Here is a 17,488-nt window from a genome sequence, read left to right on the forward strand (position 1 = left end):
TGGAGCCGGATAAATGGCTTTTCAATGATACCAACGATAAAGCAGTATTCTGCTGTCTAATATCGAGTGTCGAGTAAAAGCACATAGTGATATAAGTATCTAAAATCTTCATCACAAAATGATGCGTTTTATGAAGTGACCGTTGCTTGTACCTGAATAGATTTATTGGTCAGGTCTTGCTGCATAGATAGCTGTGTAAATTGCCAGCCTTGCTGTTCAAGCTTACCCAATGCAGTGCTGACCACCGCTTGACTAGGATGCGTAAAGCTCAATTGTACTGCATCGCCCGTGGCAACTACCTGAGCACCTGCTATACCTGAGTTATTGAGCAGCGCGTTAATACGACTAGCAGGCGGCATATCAGCCTCTCCAGTAGCGTTATTCCCAGTATTCAATACACTACTATCAATATTACCTGCTTGAGCACGCAACCAAAAATAATCTGCCACTTGCTCCTGATAGTCGTTTTTACTATCGCTCGCTGCTTGATGAACGCTATAGCCACCATAGCCGCCAATAAATAACAGTAAAAATATAGACAATATAGCTAGCGCTAGTTGATCACGGGGAGGTAATGCTTGCCAGCGCGTTGTGAGTACATTTTGATAATTATTCATACGCTCTGACAATACATGAGCCTTAGTACTGGTTGCAGAGACAGCTGCATTACGTTTGGTACGGCGTTGTAATCGTTTCATGTTTTGACCTTTATTACCAATACCTTGATGAGTTACGACGCTGCCGCATTATTTGCCATGGCACTGTTTTCTGCAATATTATTTTCTATCACATTGACAGTGACTTGACCACTAAACTGACCTTGCTCATTACTATTCACTTGTGCAAGTTTGGCATTTAAGCCTTGTGCTACCAGCGTGCTCGTAAATTTATCAAGACTACCGCGATCTGGAGCAATCAAGGTAAAACTGAGCGCCGATGGTTGCATTACCAGTGACTGTGCATGCAATGAGGACTGCTTAATTAATGGTGATATGCGTGACAGTGCGGCCATATGCGATGCAGGCGCTTGGCTATCGCTACGCAGTTTTGGTTGCAGCTGTACCTGCAGTTTGGTGCGCGTACTCAGTGGCTCATTGGCGAACCAAGACTGATATTGTGCTGCAATTGCAGTCTTGGTTGCGGCGGTCGCTTCATTATACTTATACCACTGCACACCATCGGTTGCCATTTGCAGCACTAACGCTGATAGCGCAACCATCATTGCCACTCGCAAGTATGGTGATAGTTGTGAGTCAGTAGATTTCATAAAGAAATTAAGCGCGTGACGTTCGGGACTGTCAATTGGCTTAGGTACTGTAGGCAGGGTCGTCAGTAGCAGCTGATGATCAGCGATCAGCGCTTTAGTTTGCGCCACTAAATCCATGGGCGATGAGGAATCTAGTGAGTCGACCGATGCGTCAATAGCTGCCTCAATAGACGGCAGTACCATTACCTCACTTAAATGCGGGAAACGCTCAAACATTAGCGGTAAGTAGCTGACGGCCATACCCTGACGCAATGATTGGCGCAGCAGCATAGTCTGCGAATCTTGATAAAGGGTTACTTGTTGACCTGCGCCCTCTTCTGGCGGTGACAACAATAAAAAATCTGGCAGTAATGCTACTATATTCATACCGGCTAGCTGCGCGCTTTGTTGCCATGACTCAATATCGTTTTGTGCCAGTGCGTACAGTTGCGTCGTATCAGCATGGCTCAATTGACGGATGTTCAATTGCTCAATAGGCGTTAATGACGTTTCTTCAAATAAGTACTGCTTGCCGCTATTACCAAGCTGTTTAAGCTGAGCAGCATTGAGCGCCGTGTCCACTTGCAACGCATGACTTGAGGGAAAATATAGACAAAGCGTCTTTTGGCTACTGGACTTATAGTTACCATAGATTGTTTGCAGCTGTTGCCAACCATCAACCATTTGCCATTGCTGTACATCTTCGTGCCAGACAGCTAGCGGGCTATGCTGCGCTCGTAACCAAACATGTAACACTAAACGTGTCCTCAATTATTGCTGCGGTTATCAAAATATCGTTAATGATTGATGCGGTTTTTGAAACAGCTGGATGATTTTATATGATTAATAACTGGCATGCTTCTCGCCAATACCATTTTAAATCCGTCATATCTAATCAATTCTGCTCTAGCAAATCGTTTCTAAGCAAAATATTAGAATGTCTAGTCTAATAAGGCTGGTCAGGAACAAAACGATCAACTTCCGTTGCCATGCCAGTCATCACAAACTCCATATCAAACACTCTGGCTTCCGCTAGAGAAAATGACTCAGGATAATCACCTGTCAGCAATCCCGCGATATAGGCGACTATAGACATATGACAAACAACGACCAAACACTCAGCTTCAATATTGGCAATATCTATCAAAGCTTGGCGAGCGTCATCCGAGGGCGTGATATTGTCTTGCACAGATGAGGCTACTTGCGGTGCTCGTGACTGGAACGCAGATAAAGTCTGCTGCGCTCTCGTATAAGGGCTAACCACAAAACGATCTGGACGATAGTGAGTAGTCACATACTCTGCCGTTTGTGCTGCCTGCTGCTGACCAAAGTCCGTCAGCTGACGTGCACTATCTGGACGTGTCTCGTCTTCTGCTTGACCATGACGTACTAATATAATTTTCATAACCTTCCTTGGAGCGCTAAGTTCGACTTTCTTAATACTGATTTTTAATGGTATGTCTTACTTATCAGCATCGCTGTCTTTGCTTTCAGTATTGCTACCAGAGGTTTTCATATGAGCGGTAAGTGCAGCATTGCTATGATCATGCGCCATGACAAACTCAACATCGCTACGGAACCCAGCTTCCATCAGATGTAGCGCAACGCCTAGAGCGGCCTTGTCTTCATAAATGACTGCATAGAGTGCATGGGTAATTGGCATATAGATACCCGCTTTGGTCGCTTTTTCATGTACTTGCTGAATGGTATTCACCCCTTCAGCGGTCTGGCCAAGCTTTTTGACCGCGGCATCGATACTCATACCGCGTCCAAGCATATTACCGATACGATAGTTACGACTTAGCTCTGAGCTACAAGTAGCATATAAATCGCCTACGCCAGATAAGCCCAAGAAAGTGAGCGGATTGGCACCTTCTTCAACGCCAAAACGACTCATTTCTGCTAAAGCGCGAGTAAGAATCATCGCTTTAGTATTCTCACCTACTTCATAAGCGGCCGCCATACCCATGGCAATTGCGTAGATGTTTTTGAGCGCGCCGCCAAGCTCGACGCCGCGTATATCATCACTAGCAAATACTCTAAAGAAGGCACTATGTAATGCTGCTTGTACGGCATGACGTAATGGCTCTGACTCACTTGCGATAACCGTAGCAGACGGCATATTTTTCATGATTTCGATAGCGAGGTTCGGCCCTGACATAACGCCAAAGTTCACTTCTGGCAACACTTCTTTGATGATATCGCTCATCATCGCAAAGGTGTCTTTTTCCATACCTTTAGTCAACGACACAATAGACTGACCACTGATAAAAGGCGCGATGTTTTTTAGCGTTTCACGAAAGGCCAAACCTGGCACAGCGATAAAAATAATGTCTTTATCTTTGACGCTTGCCGCCAAATCATGGCTGTATTTCAATCGATCATCAAGCTTATAGCCTGGTAGATACTTTTTATTGGTCTGTGTTTTCGCCATCGCTTTTACGGTACGTTTATTACGTACCCACAGCGTAGTATCACAGCCATTACGTGCGGCTAAATTTGCCATTGCCGTACCGAAGCTACCACCACCTAAAAACGCCAAACGCAGCTTGGTTGGATTGCTATGAATGTCGGCCATATCCTTTGCCACAGCTGATTCAACAGGACTAGGATTTGACTTTTTACGGCCGAGACCTGACTTGGTTGCTCGCTCAAAGATCCCTGCAAGCATGCCGTTCTGCTTTTCAGACGACTCTTTGTCCGTTTCATTATTAGCACTGGTGTTGTTTTTATTACTATTGTTAGGGCTTGTCATGTTCTTTTATCCGTGTTGACTGACGTATTATCAATAGAATCTATCGTGCTCAGCTACTGGCCTTATTATCTTTGAATTACAACTTTGTGCAATTATAATCTTATAAATAGACAGTAATGAGCTACATTACGACTCGAAGCGAACTAGCGGTTCGATATCGATAGGTTTGCGTTTGGACTCATCCTTGGGACTTGTTCCAGTATAAACAAAAGCGGTCACATAATCATCTGGGCCTACACCGAAATATGCTTTTACCGCAGGCTCATTACACAGCAGCCCAGTGCGCCAAACCGTACTAAATCCTTGGGCTTTTAATGCCAAAATTAGATTTTGCACAGCGGCACCCGCACTGAGCATCTGTTCAAAAGGTGGCACTTTTTTGTGTTCTTGCATTTGAGTCACGGCCGTTATGATTAGCGGTGCTCGCAGCGGCATATTTTTAGTTTTAGTGATGGTTTTTTCAGACAACTCTTCGCCATCTTGTAGCGATTTTGCTTGGGCAGCTTCGAGCAAGGCACGGCCTAATTCATGGCGCGCCTCACCTTGCGTCACGATAAAGCGCCACGGACGCAATTTTTTATGATCTGGCGCAGTCGCCGCACACTCAATGGCAGATTCAATCTGCGCACGCGTCGGGGCTGGCTCATCTAGATTGCCCATACTGCGTCTTGAATTGATCCAACCTATCAGCTCGTCACTGGTAGATGAGATATCATTCGCTGCTACGTTCTTCACAGACAGTTTTTTATCTTCTACTTCTTGACTTTCATTATCAGCATTGTCAGTTGTAGTCATTGTTTTATCCTTAATTTATTATTATCTATCACTACTTATTATTTATAATATCATTTTCTTATTTTTTAACAGCTATAGAGCAGTTGAGAGCTACACATAGGCAGTCTCAACTCAGCGATAAACTACGCAACATCTTCGACTCGGTGGTCCATGCGTAGGTAGTCTTCTGACTGCATCTCAAGCAGACGTGAGCGAGTACGTTCAATCTCAAACGCTAGCTTCTCTCCTTGGTACAAGTCTAGAATAGGCTGCTCTGCCCGTACCAATAATTTTACACGGCGATCATAAAATTCATCAACGAGATAAATGAAACGGCGCGTTGGATCACGCAAGTCGTCATCCAGTGCTGGCACAGAGTCAACTAAAACAGTGCTAAAGCGTTTGGCAAGCTCAATAAAATCAGCGGCTGAGCGCGGTGCCATACAGAGATGACGGAAGTCACAGAATAAGATATCTTCGGTACAAGCGTTGATTTTTACTTCTCGTCCATTGATAGTAATGGGCTCTTTACTGATTTTCTGATTATTAGATAAGCTCGCAAAACGGTTGGCTAGCCAATGATAGTTCGCCTTAGTAAGCGGCGCTTCGTATAATTCAGCTTGCTGCAATACGCGCAGACGATAATCAATTCCCGAGTCGATATTCATTACCGTCGTATGACGCTCAACTTCCGCAATGGCAGGCATAAAACGGTCACGATGTAAGCCATCTTTATACAGTCCAGCTGGCTCAATGTTTGAGGTGGCAACCAAAGTAATACCGCGATTGAACAGCATAGTGAACAAATCGCCCAATATCATGGCATCAGAGACATTAGAAACAAAAAACTCATCAAAACAAATAATAACCGCTTCTTTATAAATAATATCAGCGACTTTTTCGAGTGGATCGCTCTCACCTTGTAGTTTGTTAAGCTCTCTATGGACACGCTGCATAAAATGATGGAAATGCAGACGCATCTTGCGCTCGATGGTCAACGAGTCATAAAACATGTCCATCATCCACGTTTTACCGCGGCCCACACCGCCCCACATATAAAGGCCCGTTGGCGCGACTGGCTTAGATTTTAAAAAGCCAAAAAAACCTTTCTTTTGCGGTGCGCTATTGATGAGCTGATCGTATATCTCATCAAGATAGCTCATGGCCTGAAATTGCTGCTCATCCCGAGTAAACTCATCTGTACTGACGGCTTTCTCGTAACGTTGCAATGGAGATAAACTCATAATACGACTCATCGTTGGATTAAATAAATATCAAAATAGTAGGATAATTTAGCATAATGCTGGTGCTGCCAAGCAAGCCATGCTAAACCATATCAAAACGGAAGCTATCAAGCTGAGCTAGGTAGCAAATAAATTAGCTATCCTACCCAAAGCTATGCTTGTCTAATAAGCCCTTGAGCTCTGATAAGCGACCATGGAAGAAATGACCCGCGCCATCGACCACGCTGACTTCAATACCTAATCGGTCTGCAAATGCCTGCATATTGTCAGGTTCAATCACTTCATCCGCATTACCATAAATCTCAAAAGTTCTATCCGCAGGCAGATTAATATCAGTACTGTCGTTTTTTTCGACTGATGGTGCGATAAGGGCAATTTTCGTGACTTCAAAGTCACCCAGTCCCCATATATGTGCAGCTTCAAGCACTTGCTCAGCCACGCGTGCCGTGACATAGCCACCAAAAGAAAAACCACCCAGCCATAGCTTTCGAGCATTGGTTTGTTCAGCAATCCATTGTAGCACGGTCATTGCATCGACCACTTCACCTTCCGCGTAATCATGCTCGCCGGTGGACTGCCCCACACCGCGAAAGTTAAAGCGCACCACATGCATACCATTATCACGGGCAAAGCGATACATGGTGGTGACCACTTTGTTATTCATCGTACCATCAAACAACGGATTGGGATGGCACAGTAGCGCCACCGTGTCTGTATTTGGATCATTAGGATTATCATTTTGCCACAGTGCGTCAACCTCGAGCACGCCAGCAGGAGCAGGAATTAATTGCATAGTATTACTTATTAATAAAAAATGAATGGCTCAATTATCCTAGATACAATTTATATTTCAAGTGATTTGCTGTGTACGGATGCGACTTGTTTTATTTTTGGTCCATAACGGTTGTCTGTAGTTTTGAAATATTGCTGTTCTTAAGATATTAAACTCGTTTATATCTAGGGCAAGGTTCATCGGCAATATACCGGTAATACAGCACACAATAACTGTCTAGACACTTAATATCTGGATAAGTTACATTCATAAAGCTTTGCCTATAGCTAAGACGTTCTGCTTATATAAATCAGGAATTACTTATGAACACTTTTAATAAAACTGCCAGTTTGACGGCAACGTTAGTGGCTGCACTTGCTTTGAGCGCCTGTCAAAGTACACCTTCCTCACCCGTGATTCAGCGTGCCAACTCTATCTATGAGACAACCGGTATCGCTGATACCAAGGTCAAAGCACAACAAAATGCGATCGATAGTGCTCAAAAAACTTGTCGAAGCAAGCAAGTGATTATCGTTGATGACAACGTAAAATATAACGGTATCTTAAATGAGCGTACTGGCCGTATGGTTGGCCAAGTAGGAGCTGTCGTTGGCTCGATATTTGGCACGGGTACACCAGATCTGTCACGTAACGATGATTATGAATATACCATTAACTTTCGCTGCCAATAAATATCGTCAATACCATATAAATCAGATACAGTGTCAGGCTCACTCAGTCTACTATTTGTAGCACTTTCGCTTGCCTTCCTTGTATCTAAATTATCTCGAACCGACTATATCTAGATAAAAATATCTATCTACTTTTCTCTACACGACAATCTCTTTTAGACGCAAACAGGTTTACGATCTAACCGCTAACATGAAGTGACATACAATCGTTCTCTGATTAAACAGCCAACAAACTGCGATATAGATAATATATCAATCAAAGCTTGTTGGCTTCGCTTTTTGTGCTCTCCTTTTTAAGTTAAACTATCCGCTACGTATTCAGCACATCCTCGTCAGTCTTTATATTTTCATTATCTTTGGTCTAATATTATGCGCAAACCCAATCTTTCAAATATTAAACAGGCCAAAGTATTAGCACCTGCCAAAGATTTGGCCACTCTAGAGGCGGAACTCGCTGAGCAGGAAGATCATTTAGAGGATACGGTCCTACGCCTGAGTGATTACTTATCAGCGGTTGAAATGGTCATCAAACAAACTTTTGACCACCGTGTCTGGGTAAAAGCTGAAATTCGTAATCTGTCGAGTAAAGGTGGTCATTACTACTTTGAACTAGCAGAAAAAGATGACGATGGCAAAGTGGTCGCCAGCTGCCGCGGCAATCTATGGCGTTTTAAAGCTGCTCGTGTATTAGCCAAGTTTGAGCGCGCAACGGGTATGCCGCTTGAGCGTGACTTGACCGTACTCCTCAAAGTATCGGCAGGATTTCATGCCCAGTACGGCTTCTCAATCACGATTGAAGATATCGATCCCAGCTATACGCTAGGCGACTTAGCACGGCAATATGCAGAAATGGTCGACCGCTTAACAGGCGAAGGGCTATTACATCTTAATCAGCAGTTACCTGCTCCTTTTGATATCGAGCATGTGCTAGTCATCGCTCCTGAAAAGGCAGCAGGATTGGGTGATTTTCAAGCGGATGCCGATCGTCTAGCCAGTACAGGTGCGTGTCACTTCCACTACCATAATGCGACTTTTCAGGGTAATCATGCGCCTGCTGAAATCCGCCAAGCCATCGTTAGCGCCCAGCAGCAGTTTTACGATACTTATCAGCGTCTACCAGACTTGTTGGTTATTATTCGCGGCGGCGGTGCGGTTGGTGACTTGGCTTATCTCAATGATTATGAGCTGGCAGCTTTGGTTGCCGAGCAGCCTATTCCTGTCTGGGTAGGTATCGGTCATGAGCGTGACAAAGTCATCTTAGATGAAGTGGCACATACCAGTTTTGACACACCCTCAAAGGTGATTGCTGCTATCCATAGCCATTTAGCCCAGCTCGTCACTCAGACGCTACAATATCAAGCGCAAATCAAGCAAGCGGCTCAGCGTCAATTGAATATTGCTGAGCAACAAACCGCACGCCAGTTAAGCCAAATACAGTCGCAAACGATTGGGCAGCTCACCGCTCTACGAAAAGACAGTGACTATGCATGGCGCAGTATTCAACAAAGTGCCCAGCGCCAAGTAAAGCAAGCAGTCAGGCTGACAGCTGAGCGATACACACAAACGCAAACCTTAGCGCATCAACAGCTCGCTAAAGCCGCTACTAATAGCAGAAATCATCAAGAGTCAATCATGCAGAACGCGCAGCAGAAAATTGTGCAAGCACAGCGCGATAGCGAACATCTACGTGACATCGTGCTATTACATCGCCCCTCTCGCGTGCTCAAGCAAGGCTACACCATGCTCACGGATGCTCAAAACAAGCAAACACTCACTAGTAGTACCCAACTGTATCCTGAGCAAACCGTTAATATCATTTTAAAAGATGGCAACGCAAAAGCGCAGATTGTCGGTGTCAATATGGATAAGAAAGCAACGGAAACCTCAGGCGTTCCAACTTAATCACATAATAATATCTACAGATTACTCACCGACTTACCTTTAACAATTAGGAAATTTTATGACTACCCCTACTCGCAGACGCAAAAAAGCCGCCCCAAAGACCTTTAAGGCGGCTTACGATATTCTAAAAACCAATGCCGCTGAATTGCAGCAGCAAGATGAGCCTGATATTGATAATCTGATGACAACGGTCGAAGAATCTATTGCCGCTTATCGCGTTTGCGAGACTCGTATCAATGCTGTACAGCAAGCACTAGATGCGGCCTTTGCCGAAGAAAAATCTACCAGTAGTGTTGATAGTTAAAAAAACAGCCACTAGATAGCAGCTGTTTGGTCAAGCCAAGCGTATCAATCTCATTTAATGCCGCAACAGTTTGATATTTGGTTTACTCTGGTTCGTCAACCTCAAAGACTTGGCGCAGATAGGCAAGATACGTGTCGTTATTGATCATAGTCTTGCCTGGGCTGTCAGACAGCTTGGCGACTGGCTGACCATTGCACTCTACCAACTTGAGCACGATATTAATCGGCGTAATGCCCATATCATTGGTTAGATTGGTGCCGATGCCGAAACTGGTTCTAATGCGACCTTTGAAATATTGATGCAGCTCCCACGCCTTCTCTAAATTTAAGCCATCGCTAAAAGTCAAAATCTTTGTCTTTGGGTCTATTTTTAACTTCTCATAATGGGCAATTGCCTTATCGCCCCAGATGTAAGGGTCGCCGCTATCATGACGTAGACCGTCGAATAGCTTGGCAAAATACAAGTCGAAATCACGTAAGAACGCATCCATGCCGACTACGTCTGTTAATGCAATACCTAAGTCGCCACGATACTCATGCACCCATGCTTCAAGTGCGGCCTTTTGTGAATCACGCAGACGCACATCTAATGCCTGAAACGCTTGCATAAACTCGTGCGCCATTGTGCCTATTGGTGTCATCCCTAATTGCTTGGCCAAATACACGTTTGATGTACCACCGACTATCTTTGGCTCAGCTTTATGTAGCGTCTCTACAACATGTGCTTGCCAGCGTCGACTAAAACGTCTACGCGTGCCAAAATCAGCAACTATAAATGGCGGCATATCCTGACCGTACTGAGCTTGCTTTTCGGCGTACTGATGTAATAGCGCTACTTTTGCATCGAGGCGACGTTGTCCTTCTTCAATCACGCTGTCATTAGATAGCGCATCAAAATACAGCTCATTGACAATGGCTAGTACGAATACTTCAAAGAACATTGCTTGAATCATCGGCCCTTCGATATCGATAAACAAGCGACCTTTATCGTCTGTACTTACCGTAATAAAACGCCGTTTTAGCTTAAACAATTCTAGATAATCAACGAAATCTGAGCGAATAAAGCGTAAGCTACGTAAGTACTCTAGCTCATCTGGCAAAAAGCGCAATTCGCATAAGCTGTCTAGTTGCTGCTCTAGATCTTTTTGGATATCAGCCAATGGATAGGCTGCATCTTTGTTATTACGGCAGCGAAAGCGATAAACACCATGGGTTTGCGGGAATTGATGCAGCATGGCTTGTAACATCGTAAATTTGTACAAATCATTATCAAGCAATGAAGTAATAATAGGTGCATAAGAAACGGTCATGCTATGGCCTTAAAAGTGTAAAATAAGAAACAAACGTCATTTGATAGACAAAGCGACATCATATGTGGACGATAAACAATACACGCTCATTCATTATGAGCCATCGATAAACCGTTCAGTATAACGAAGTTTGGTATTTATTTCAGAGTTCACTTTTGATTGCAGCAAAATGATAGTGAAAAGCCAGTAAAACGATTGCGATTATTTAAACCATTCATAAAAACATCGTATAAGTCTATCCAGACAACCTATTCATGGATGGTTAACACGGCTTACGCTTTTGCACTCATAAACTGCTCCACATAATCATCAGCAGGATTATGCCGTAACTCGTTTGGCGTCCCCGTTTGTATAAGACGACCGCCATTTAGCATACTGATACGCTGACCTACTTTGACAGCTTCATCGATATCATGGGTAATAAATACAATGGTTTTGTTCAATCGTTCTTGCAATTCAAGTAGTTGGTCTTGCAGTTGAGCGCGAATAAGCGGATCAAGCGCAGAGAATGCTTCATCCATTAGTAGAATTGGATTGTCCGTCGCTAAGGCACGAGCCAGACCAACGCGCTGCTGCATACCCCCTGACAACTCATCAGGGTAGCTGTTTTCCAAATTCGATAGACCGACTTCATTGAGCCAATGTCGTGCCGTTTCATGTCGCTCGTTTACGCTCATTTTTCGAACACGCAGTCCATAAGCGACATTTTGTATGACCGTCATGTGCGGCACTAAGCCGAAATGCTGAAAAACCATACTGACTGTCTGCTGACGATAATGCTGCAACTGCTTATCGTTGAGCGCTAAAATATTAATAGCCATAGCAGAACTGTCTTCTACTGCCGTACTTGTATTATCTGTCACTGATTGCCTATCAGCCATTGTATGAGTCGCATCTTCTCTATTCAGAGCAGTATCTACCCATATCTCACCACTGGTTGGATCTATCAAGCGGTTAATATGACGTATCAGCGTTGATTTTCCTGAGCCTGATAGCCCCATAATACAATGCAACTCGCCTGCCTTAATATCTAGATTAATATCATAAAGACCCACTGAATAGCCCGTTTGCTCTTTTACCTTGATACTATCCATACCCTCAGCCAGCAATGCCAATGCAGACTGTGCTTGCGTACTACTCGCATTATAGATTTTACTGATATTTTTTAATTGGATATGATTCATCGGTGCTCTCACTATTCACGTGGTTTTTATCATTAGGGCTTCGGTCAATTACCATTGGTCCAATCGTATACCACTAGATAATTTTTTATCCAATCGGACGTCTGCCTGCTTCGATGGTTTTTTGACGGGTACGCTTACCTTGACCAAATGCTTGTGTGATACGGTCAATGATAATAGCAACGATAACGATGGCCGTACCTGCTTGTAGACCCTGACCGATATTGAGCGTTTGGATAGATTGCAATACGTCTTCACCAAGCCCAGGAGCACCAATCATTGAGGCCAATACCACCATGGCAAGTGACATCATCACAGCCTGATTGATACCTGCCATAATACTGGGCAACGCTTGTGGCAATTTAATCCAGAGAAGTAGCTGTAAATGCGTACTACCAAAAGAGCGCCCTGCTTCGACCATTTCATGATTGACTTGTGTAATCCCTAATGTCGTCAGGCGAATCAAGGGCGGCAACGCATAAATCACGGTCGCGAATAACGCAGGCACTTTACCAATGCCAAACAGCATCAACACTGGTATAAGATATACAAAACTCGGCATGGTCTGCATGATATCTAGCACTGGCGTCACAATCTTGCGTAGCAGTTTGCTACCTGACATAGCGATACCAATAGGAATGCCAATCACCACCGTGACCAGTACCGATACGATAAGCAGCGCTAAAGTATCAATCAGGGCGCCCCATAAACCAAAAGCACCAATCAAAAACAGCCCTGCACCACATGCCAGCGCGAACCAAATCTTGCGGACACCAAACCAGCCAAGCACAGTCACAAATGCAATAATCAACCAAGGCGGGATAACCGTTAATAATCGCTCAATAGGTAGTAGCAGATAAGTAAGGGCCATCGTGCTAATAGTACGGAATACATCGCCATAGTTTTGGACGACGTTTGCTAAGGCATTATTGAGTGGGGTCTCAAGCGACCATGAAGGAAAGCTTGATGCAAGCGCTGACGCATTGATATTAGATGCAGTTGTACCGGTAGAGGTAGCACCCGTTGAGCTAAGACCTAACTTGGTAGCGAGATTGGTAGCGGCTTCATCGGACAGCCATGCTTGCCAAACCTCTGGGTTGTCACGCAAAAACACCATGGCTTGCTCATCGCCAGTGTGTTTACTTTCGCTCATCTCCAAGATAGCACCGTTTAGCTCATCAGAGGTAAATTGCACCTTTTCAAAGACAGCTGCTAGTTCAGGATTGGATTCGACAAACGGGGTAGAAACGGCAATACCTAGCGGCGATACTGGGAATCCTGACACGCAATCCATCTTACCATCAGCGAGCAGCAGATTTTGCCAACAAGCATCCTCATAAGCTGGGAACTCTAATGGCGCAAGGTCATATTTTGCCATTAGCCCAGTGGGTTGCCAGTAGTAAAACAACAGTGGCTTATGCTGTTCAAAAGCGGAGGCAATTTCGGCATCGAGAGCAGCACCCGTACCAGGATGTGCGTTGTTAAAAAGACTGTCTAGACCGGTGGTTTTTAGCAAACGTGTGTTAAAAATCTCACATGTCCAACCAGAGGGGCAGTTCATAAAGCGTGATCTACCAGGATCTTCAGGGTCTTTAAATAGCTCAGTATATTTAGGCAAATCTTGATAGCTACGAAGTCCTGGGTTTTCTTCCAAGACGTATCGCGGGACATACCAGCCTTGAGTTGCACCACCTTTTAGCGTATCACCGATGATGGCTACTTTATTCTGCTCAATGGCTTTTTCCATGATTGGCGAGCGACCAACCCACTGCTCCCCGATGACCTGAATGTCATTCTGTGATAGCGCCGTATCAAGTGCAGGCCCTGCTCCTGGTACTTCCTCTACTGTGCAGCCGTATCCATCTTCTACGATATGTCTGAGTACGCCGGAGGTGAACTGCCCACTCTCCCATGTCAGTGCCCCAAATTTAATCGTTGAGTTACAGGTAGCAGACGCCGATACAGGCAGTAGTATCGCGCTCATCCACAGTAAGCTTAATGCAATCCATTGGCGCATACTCTTTCCTATTATTATGTTGTATCGGCATGAAATCACCATTGAAACAATAGAACTAAAAAACAGCTAAACGTCGCTATATCAAGTTTACCAATGCTAGCCATAGACCATTCAGCTACTATCTACTGTTGTTTAGACTTACTACAAAGTGTAGCGATTTATAGAAGTGATGACAAACGCTTATTTGTCGATTAGTTCAGTATATAAATTTACGATAATCTTGATAAAGCTCTTAAGATAAGTCGCTCTTAATTTTAGAAATCCATGTTTGAAAATTCATATTTTAGATAAAAAAATAGCACCTATCTGGATAAGTGCTATTGGTTATGATATCGATTAAAAAGGTCACTATTACTTTCTATAGCTACTATAAAACGTCTACTTCAAGAATAGTTACTTTAAAGACAACTCTTTTAAGAGCGGTTATTTTAAAGACCTTTATTTCAAGAACAGTTATTTTAAAAACAGCGCCATCGCCTTTTTAAACAGTCCACCATAAGGCGGCAGTAATAAATTCAGGCCATTGAGCTTGGTTTGTACAAAAATCGGTTTCATATGGCTGAGGCGTTCAAAGCCAGCCTTACCATGGTACGCGCCAGTACCAGAGTCACCCACACCACCAAATGGCAAATCATGCTGAGCTACATGTATCAAAACTTCGTTGATACATAAGCCACCTGAGACCGTATTATTACGTACGTTTTCGATACTGCTGTAGTTGTCACTAAACACATATAGCGCCAATGGACGTGGACGCGCGTTCACAAAATAAATGGCATCATCAAGCGTCTCATAATGCATCAGCGGCAAAATCGGGGCAAAAATTTCGTTTTGCATAAGGTCGCTGTCAGGCGCAGGTTCGCTGACGATGACTGGTGGCATTAGACGGGTTTCTATATTAGGCTCAACGGTAGTTAACGCATGTACCTCGCCGCCGGTTAACGCATCTAGATAGCCTTTTACCCGTTTGAACTGCTCACTATTAATAATGCGAGAATAATCTGGGTTTTCTTCGATATCAGGATAATGCTTGGTCATCCACTCTTTTGCAAGTTGGATAAACTGGTCATGGTATTGGCGCTGAATCAAAACATAATCTGGCGCAATACACGTCTGCCCAGCATTTAGTGTCTTCCCCATCATCACACGATTGACGACAGACTCTAGATTGGCATCATCCAGTACAATCACTGGTGATTTGCCACCAAGCTCAAGCGTCACTGGCGTTAGATTTGGTGCAGCGGCAGCCATGACCTTTTTGCCCACCGCAGTTGATCCGGTATACAGCAGATGGTCAAACGGTAACTCACTAAAGGCGGCGGCAATCTCAACTTCACCGAGTACCACACAGATCATATCTGGCGAAAAATAACGAGCAATTGCGTCAGCAAACGTCTGGGCAAATTGCGGCGCAGCTTCACTCATCTTGACCATGATGCGGTTGCCCGCGGTGATTGCATCAATCATAGGGCCGATTGCTAGAAATAACGGATAGTTCCAAGGCACCATAATACCGACCACACCCAAAGGCTGCGGCTGAATTTCATTGTGGGCTGGCATATACAGCGCTGAGATAGGCGCACGATGTGCTTTCATCCATTTTTTGCCGTGTTTTTTGGCATGGCTGATACCGGTAAAGCTAGGAAATAACTCAGCAAACTGCGTCTCTGACTGGCTACGATAGCCAAAATCTGCACTAATCGCCTTTGCAAAACTCTCTTGGTTATCGCTAAGCATCACTTCTAGATTGTCTAGCTGCATCGTACGAGTGCCCCAATCATTGATTGGCTGGGTACGGCTTAACATTTGCAAGCGTGAAAATTGCACTTTCATCTCATCGATAGTCGTCGCCGTACTTAGGGCTTCAGGCACACGCTGCAGCGCAAAACCGGTCTCGGTCACTGCCTGCTCATGGGCGCTTTGGTTGCTATCTGTCATTTGTCTTCCTTGTCATAATCATAGTAATAGTCATAAGGTTTGTAGTCACTACATTATATTGGGTTAGAGGCTCTATCTTTCTAGTCAGGTGCACTCTTTGATAACCTACTCTGACTATAAATTTCATCAGATTCCATTCATCACACTTTAATGTAGCGCATCGACTGAGCAATGAACAGCACCTTTGGTTGACTACTGCGTCTGTACTAGCAGTACCTTTGTAAGCGACCTACCACTGTTCTATACCAGTTACTTTTTCGTCCATTGTTAGCTGTTTATTATTAGCATTTACACCACTTGCAGACATTACGACAGTATATATCTTTGGGCGATAGTCGCCAAAACTGCTACACTACCGATGAGCATTATTTATTTTAAACTTGATAATAATAAGACAGATACTCTCATGCAAAATGACACACAACTCCTTAATGATACGCTTGTCAGCAAATCTCTCTCAGCGGCCGATTATGTCCCTACTCTCGATGCGATGCTAGCACGCACCCTTGAACGTATCGATCTAAAGAAACGACAAGGGCTGCGTACGCCTGATGAATTATGGATTGTAGATCATAACGACGTCTACACGCTTGGACAGGCAGGCAAAGAAGAACACATATTACAGCGCACTGATACGCCTATCATCAAGACCGATCGCGGTGGTCAAGTGACATGGCATGGTCATGGGCAGTTAGTGATCTATTGGTTGTTTGACTTGGACAGTCTTAAATGGAGTGTGCGCAATCTTGTCTCCCATGCTGAGCAAGCGATAGAAGACGTCATCAATGACTGTTTGCGTAGCTCACCATCTAGTAGCGACAATATCAGTGCTCATGCACGCCGCGATGCCCCAGGTGTCTACTTATATGCAGATACTGCTGCAACAGATGACAGTTCTCTGGATAATAAGATTATGCTTGGCAAAATGGCCTCGCTAGGCTTTAAGATTAAGCATGGCTTTAGCTACCATGGTATTGCGATTAATTTAAATTGTGACTTGTCTTCATTTAACGCCATCAACCCTTGTGGCTATGCCGGCATGCAAATGTTGCGACTGTCTGATTTTGTAGCCATGCAGACAGATTCAGAGCAAACAGAGCAGCAGATGAGTAACTCATTCAGCTATGAGACAGTCACTCAAAAACTTATCGATAATATTGCCAAGCGCCATGCTGGACTGATTGAGTTGCGAGCTATCGCGCCTAAGTAAGTTTTGAGCCCATTTTTGCATAATCTTTTTTTGCATAATATCTTGCACGCTTAGACTTAAGCATTAAGAGAAAATTCAGTACAAACTTGCTATAATCGCATGCAGTACAAATCGGACGCAGCAACTATCCTTGCTGGATCCCTA

15 protein-coding genes are annotated in these 17,488 nt (G+C 44.2%); 4 read left to right on the forward strand and 11 right to left on the reverse strand.

The features are described from left to right. Nucleotides 1-128 precede the first annotated feature (128 nt). From ACTXGF_RS22235 to ACTXGF_RS22265, 7 genes are all read right to left on the reverse strand, one after another. The gene (locus tag ACTXGF_RS22235) at nucleotides 129-698 is read right to left on the reverse strand and encodes a type II secretion system protein M (RefSeq protein ID WP_443532742.1); all 570 of its coding nucleotides are present in this window, start codon (nucleotides 696-698) and stop codon (nucleotides 129-131) included. Nucleotides 699-730: 32 nt separating this feature from the next. After that, nucleotides 731-2,002 (reverse strand): type II secretion system protein GspL, encoded by a 1,272-nt coding sequence (gene gspL / locus ACTXGF_RS22240; protein WP_443532741.1) that lies wholly within the window; start codon nucleotides 2,000-2,002, stop codon nucleotides 731-733. 190 nt (nucleotides 2,003-2,192) lie between these two features. Further along, on the reverse strand, nucleotides 2,193-2,651 hold the full coding sequence (locus ACTXGF_RS22245) for a SixA phosphatase family protein (RefSeq protein ID WP_443532740.1): 459 nt from the start codon (nucleotides 2,649-2,651) through the stop codon (nucleotides 2,193-2,195). Nucleotides 2,652-2,708: 57 nt separating this feature from the next. After that, entirely contained in the window at nucleotides 2,709-4,001 is a 1,293-nt protein-coding gene (locus tag ACTXGF_RS22250; RefSeq protein ID WP_443532738.1) for an NAD(P)H-dependent glycerol-3-phosphate dehydrogenase, read from the reverse strand. Nucleotides 4,002-4,127: 126 nt separating this feature from the next. Beyond that, the gene (locus ACTXGF_RS22255) at nucleotides 4,128-4,796 is read right to left on the reverse strand and encodes a nitroreductase family protein (RefSeq protein ID WP_443532736.1); all 669 of its coding nucleotides are present in this window, start codon (nucleotides 4,794-4,796) and stop codon (nucleotides 4,128-4,130) included. A gap of 122 nt (nucleotides 4,797-4,918) precedes the next feature. Continuing rightward, nucleotides 4,919-6,019: a cell division protein ZapE gene (zapE, locus tag ACTXGF_RS22260; protein ID WP_443532734.1), complete on the reverse strand. Its 1,101-nt coding sequence runs from the start codon at nucleotides 6,017-6,019 to the stop codon at nucleotides 4,919-4,921. A gap of 142 nt (nucleotides 6,020-6,161) precedes the next feature. Next, nucleotides 6,162-6,812, reverse strand: coding sequence for an alpha/beta hydrolase (locus ACTXGF_RS22265; protein ID WP_397477010.1), 651 nt, complete (start codon nucleotides 6,810-6,812; stop codon nucleotides 6,162-6,164). A gap of 302 nt (nucleotides 6,813-7,114) precedes the next feature. On the opposite strand from ACTXGF_RS22265, the gene ACTXGF_RS22270 reads away from it, so the two are divergent. From ACTXGF_RS22270 to xseB, 3 genes are all read left to right on the forward strand, one after another. Continuing rightward, nucleotides 7,115-7,483 carry a hypothetical protein gene (locus ACTXGF_RS22270; protein ID WP_397477009.1) on the forward strand — a complete coding sequence of 123 codons (369 nt, stop codon included), beginning with the start codon at nucleotides 7,115-7,117 and terminating at the stop codon, nucleotides 7,481-7,483. A 369-nt stretch (nucleotides 7,484-7,852) separates the two neighbouring features. Next, the gene (gene xseA / locus ACTXGF_RS22275; RefSeq protein ID WP_443532732.1) at nucleotides 7,853-9,385 is read left to right on the forward strand and encodes an exodeoxyribonuclease VII large subunit; all 1,533 of its coding nucleotides are present in this window, start codon (nucleotides 7,853-7,855) and stop codon (nucleotides 9,383-9,385) included. A gap of 58 nt (nucleotides 9,386-9,443) precedes the next feature. Then, nucleotides 9,444-9,689, forward strand: coding sequence for an exodeoxyribonuclease VII small subunit (xseB, locus tag ACTXGF_RS22280; RefSeq protein WP_101205385.1), 246 nt, complete (start codon nucleotides 9,444-9,446; stop codon nucleotides 9,687-9,689). A gap of 82 nt (nucleotides 9,690-9,771) precedes the next feature. Here xseB and pncB read toward each other — a convergent pair whose 3' ends face one another. From pncB to ACTXGF_RS22300, 4 genes are all read right to left on the reverse strand, one after another. Further along, the gene (gene pncB / locus ACTXGF_RS22285; RefSeq protein ID WP_298807784.1) at nucleotides 9,772-10,998 is read right to left on the reverse strand and encodes a nicotinate phosphoribosyltransferase; all 1,227 of its coding nucleotides are present in this window, start codon (nucleotides 10,996-10,998) and stop codon (nucleotides 9,772-9,774) included. A gap of 272 nt (nucleotides 10,999-11,270) precedes the next feature. Further along, complete coding sequence (locus ACTXGF_RS22290; RefSeq protein WP_397477006.1) at nucleotides 11,271-12,182, reverse strand: ATP-binding cassette domain-containing protein; 912 nt, start codon at nucleotides 12,180-12,182, stop codon at nucleotides 11,271-11,273. Between the two features lie 85 nt (nucleotides 12,183-12,267). Then, complete coding sequence (locus ACTXGF_RS22295; RefSeq protein WP_443532729.1) at nucleotides 12,268-14,196, reverse strand: glycine betaine ABC transporter substrate-binding protein; 1,929 nt, start codon at nucleotides 14,194-14,196, stop codon at nucleotides 12,268-12,270. A gap of 453 nt (nucleotides 14,197-14,649) precedes the next feature. Next, on the reverse strand, nucleotides 14,650-16,134 hold the full coding sequence (locus ACTXGF_RS22300; RefSeq protein WP_443532728.1) for a coniferyl aldehyde dehydrogenase: 1,485 nt from the start codon (nucleotides 16,132-16,134) through the stop codon (nucleotides 14,650-14,652). Nucleotides 16,135-16,540: 406 nt separating this feature from the next. Between ACTXGF_RS22300 and lipB the strand changes: the two genes are divergently transcribed. After that, nucleotides 16,541-17,344, forward strand: coding sequence for a lipoyl(octanoyl) transferase LipB (gene lipB / locus ACTXGF_RS22305; protein WP_443532727.1), 804 nt, complete (start codon nucleotides 16,541-16,543; stop codon nucleotides 17,342-17,344). Nucleotides 17,345-17,488 lie beyond the last annotated feature (144 nt).

It is taken from the genome of Psychrobacter sp. 1Y6 (genome assembly GCF_052258385.2).
GTDB lineage: Bacteria > Pseudomonadota > Gammaproteobacteria > Pseudomonadales > Moraxellaceae > Psychrobacter.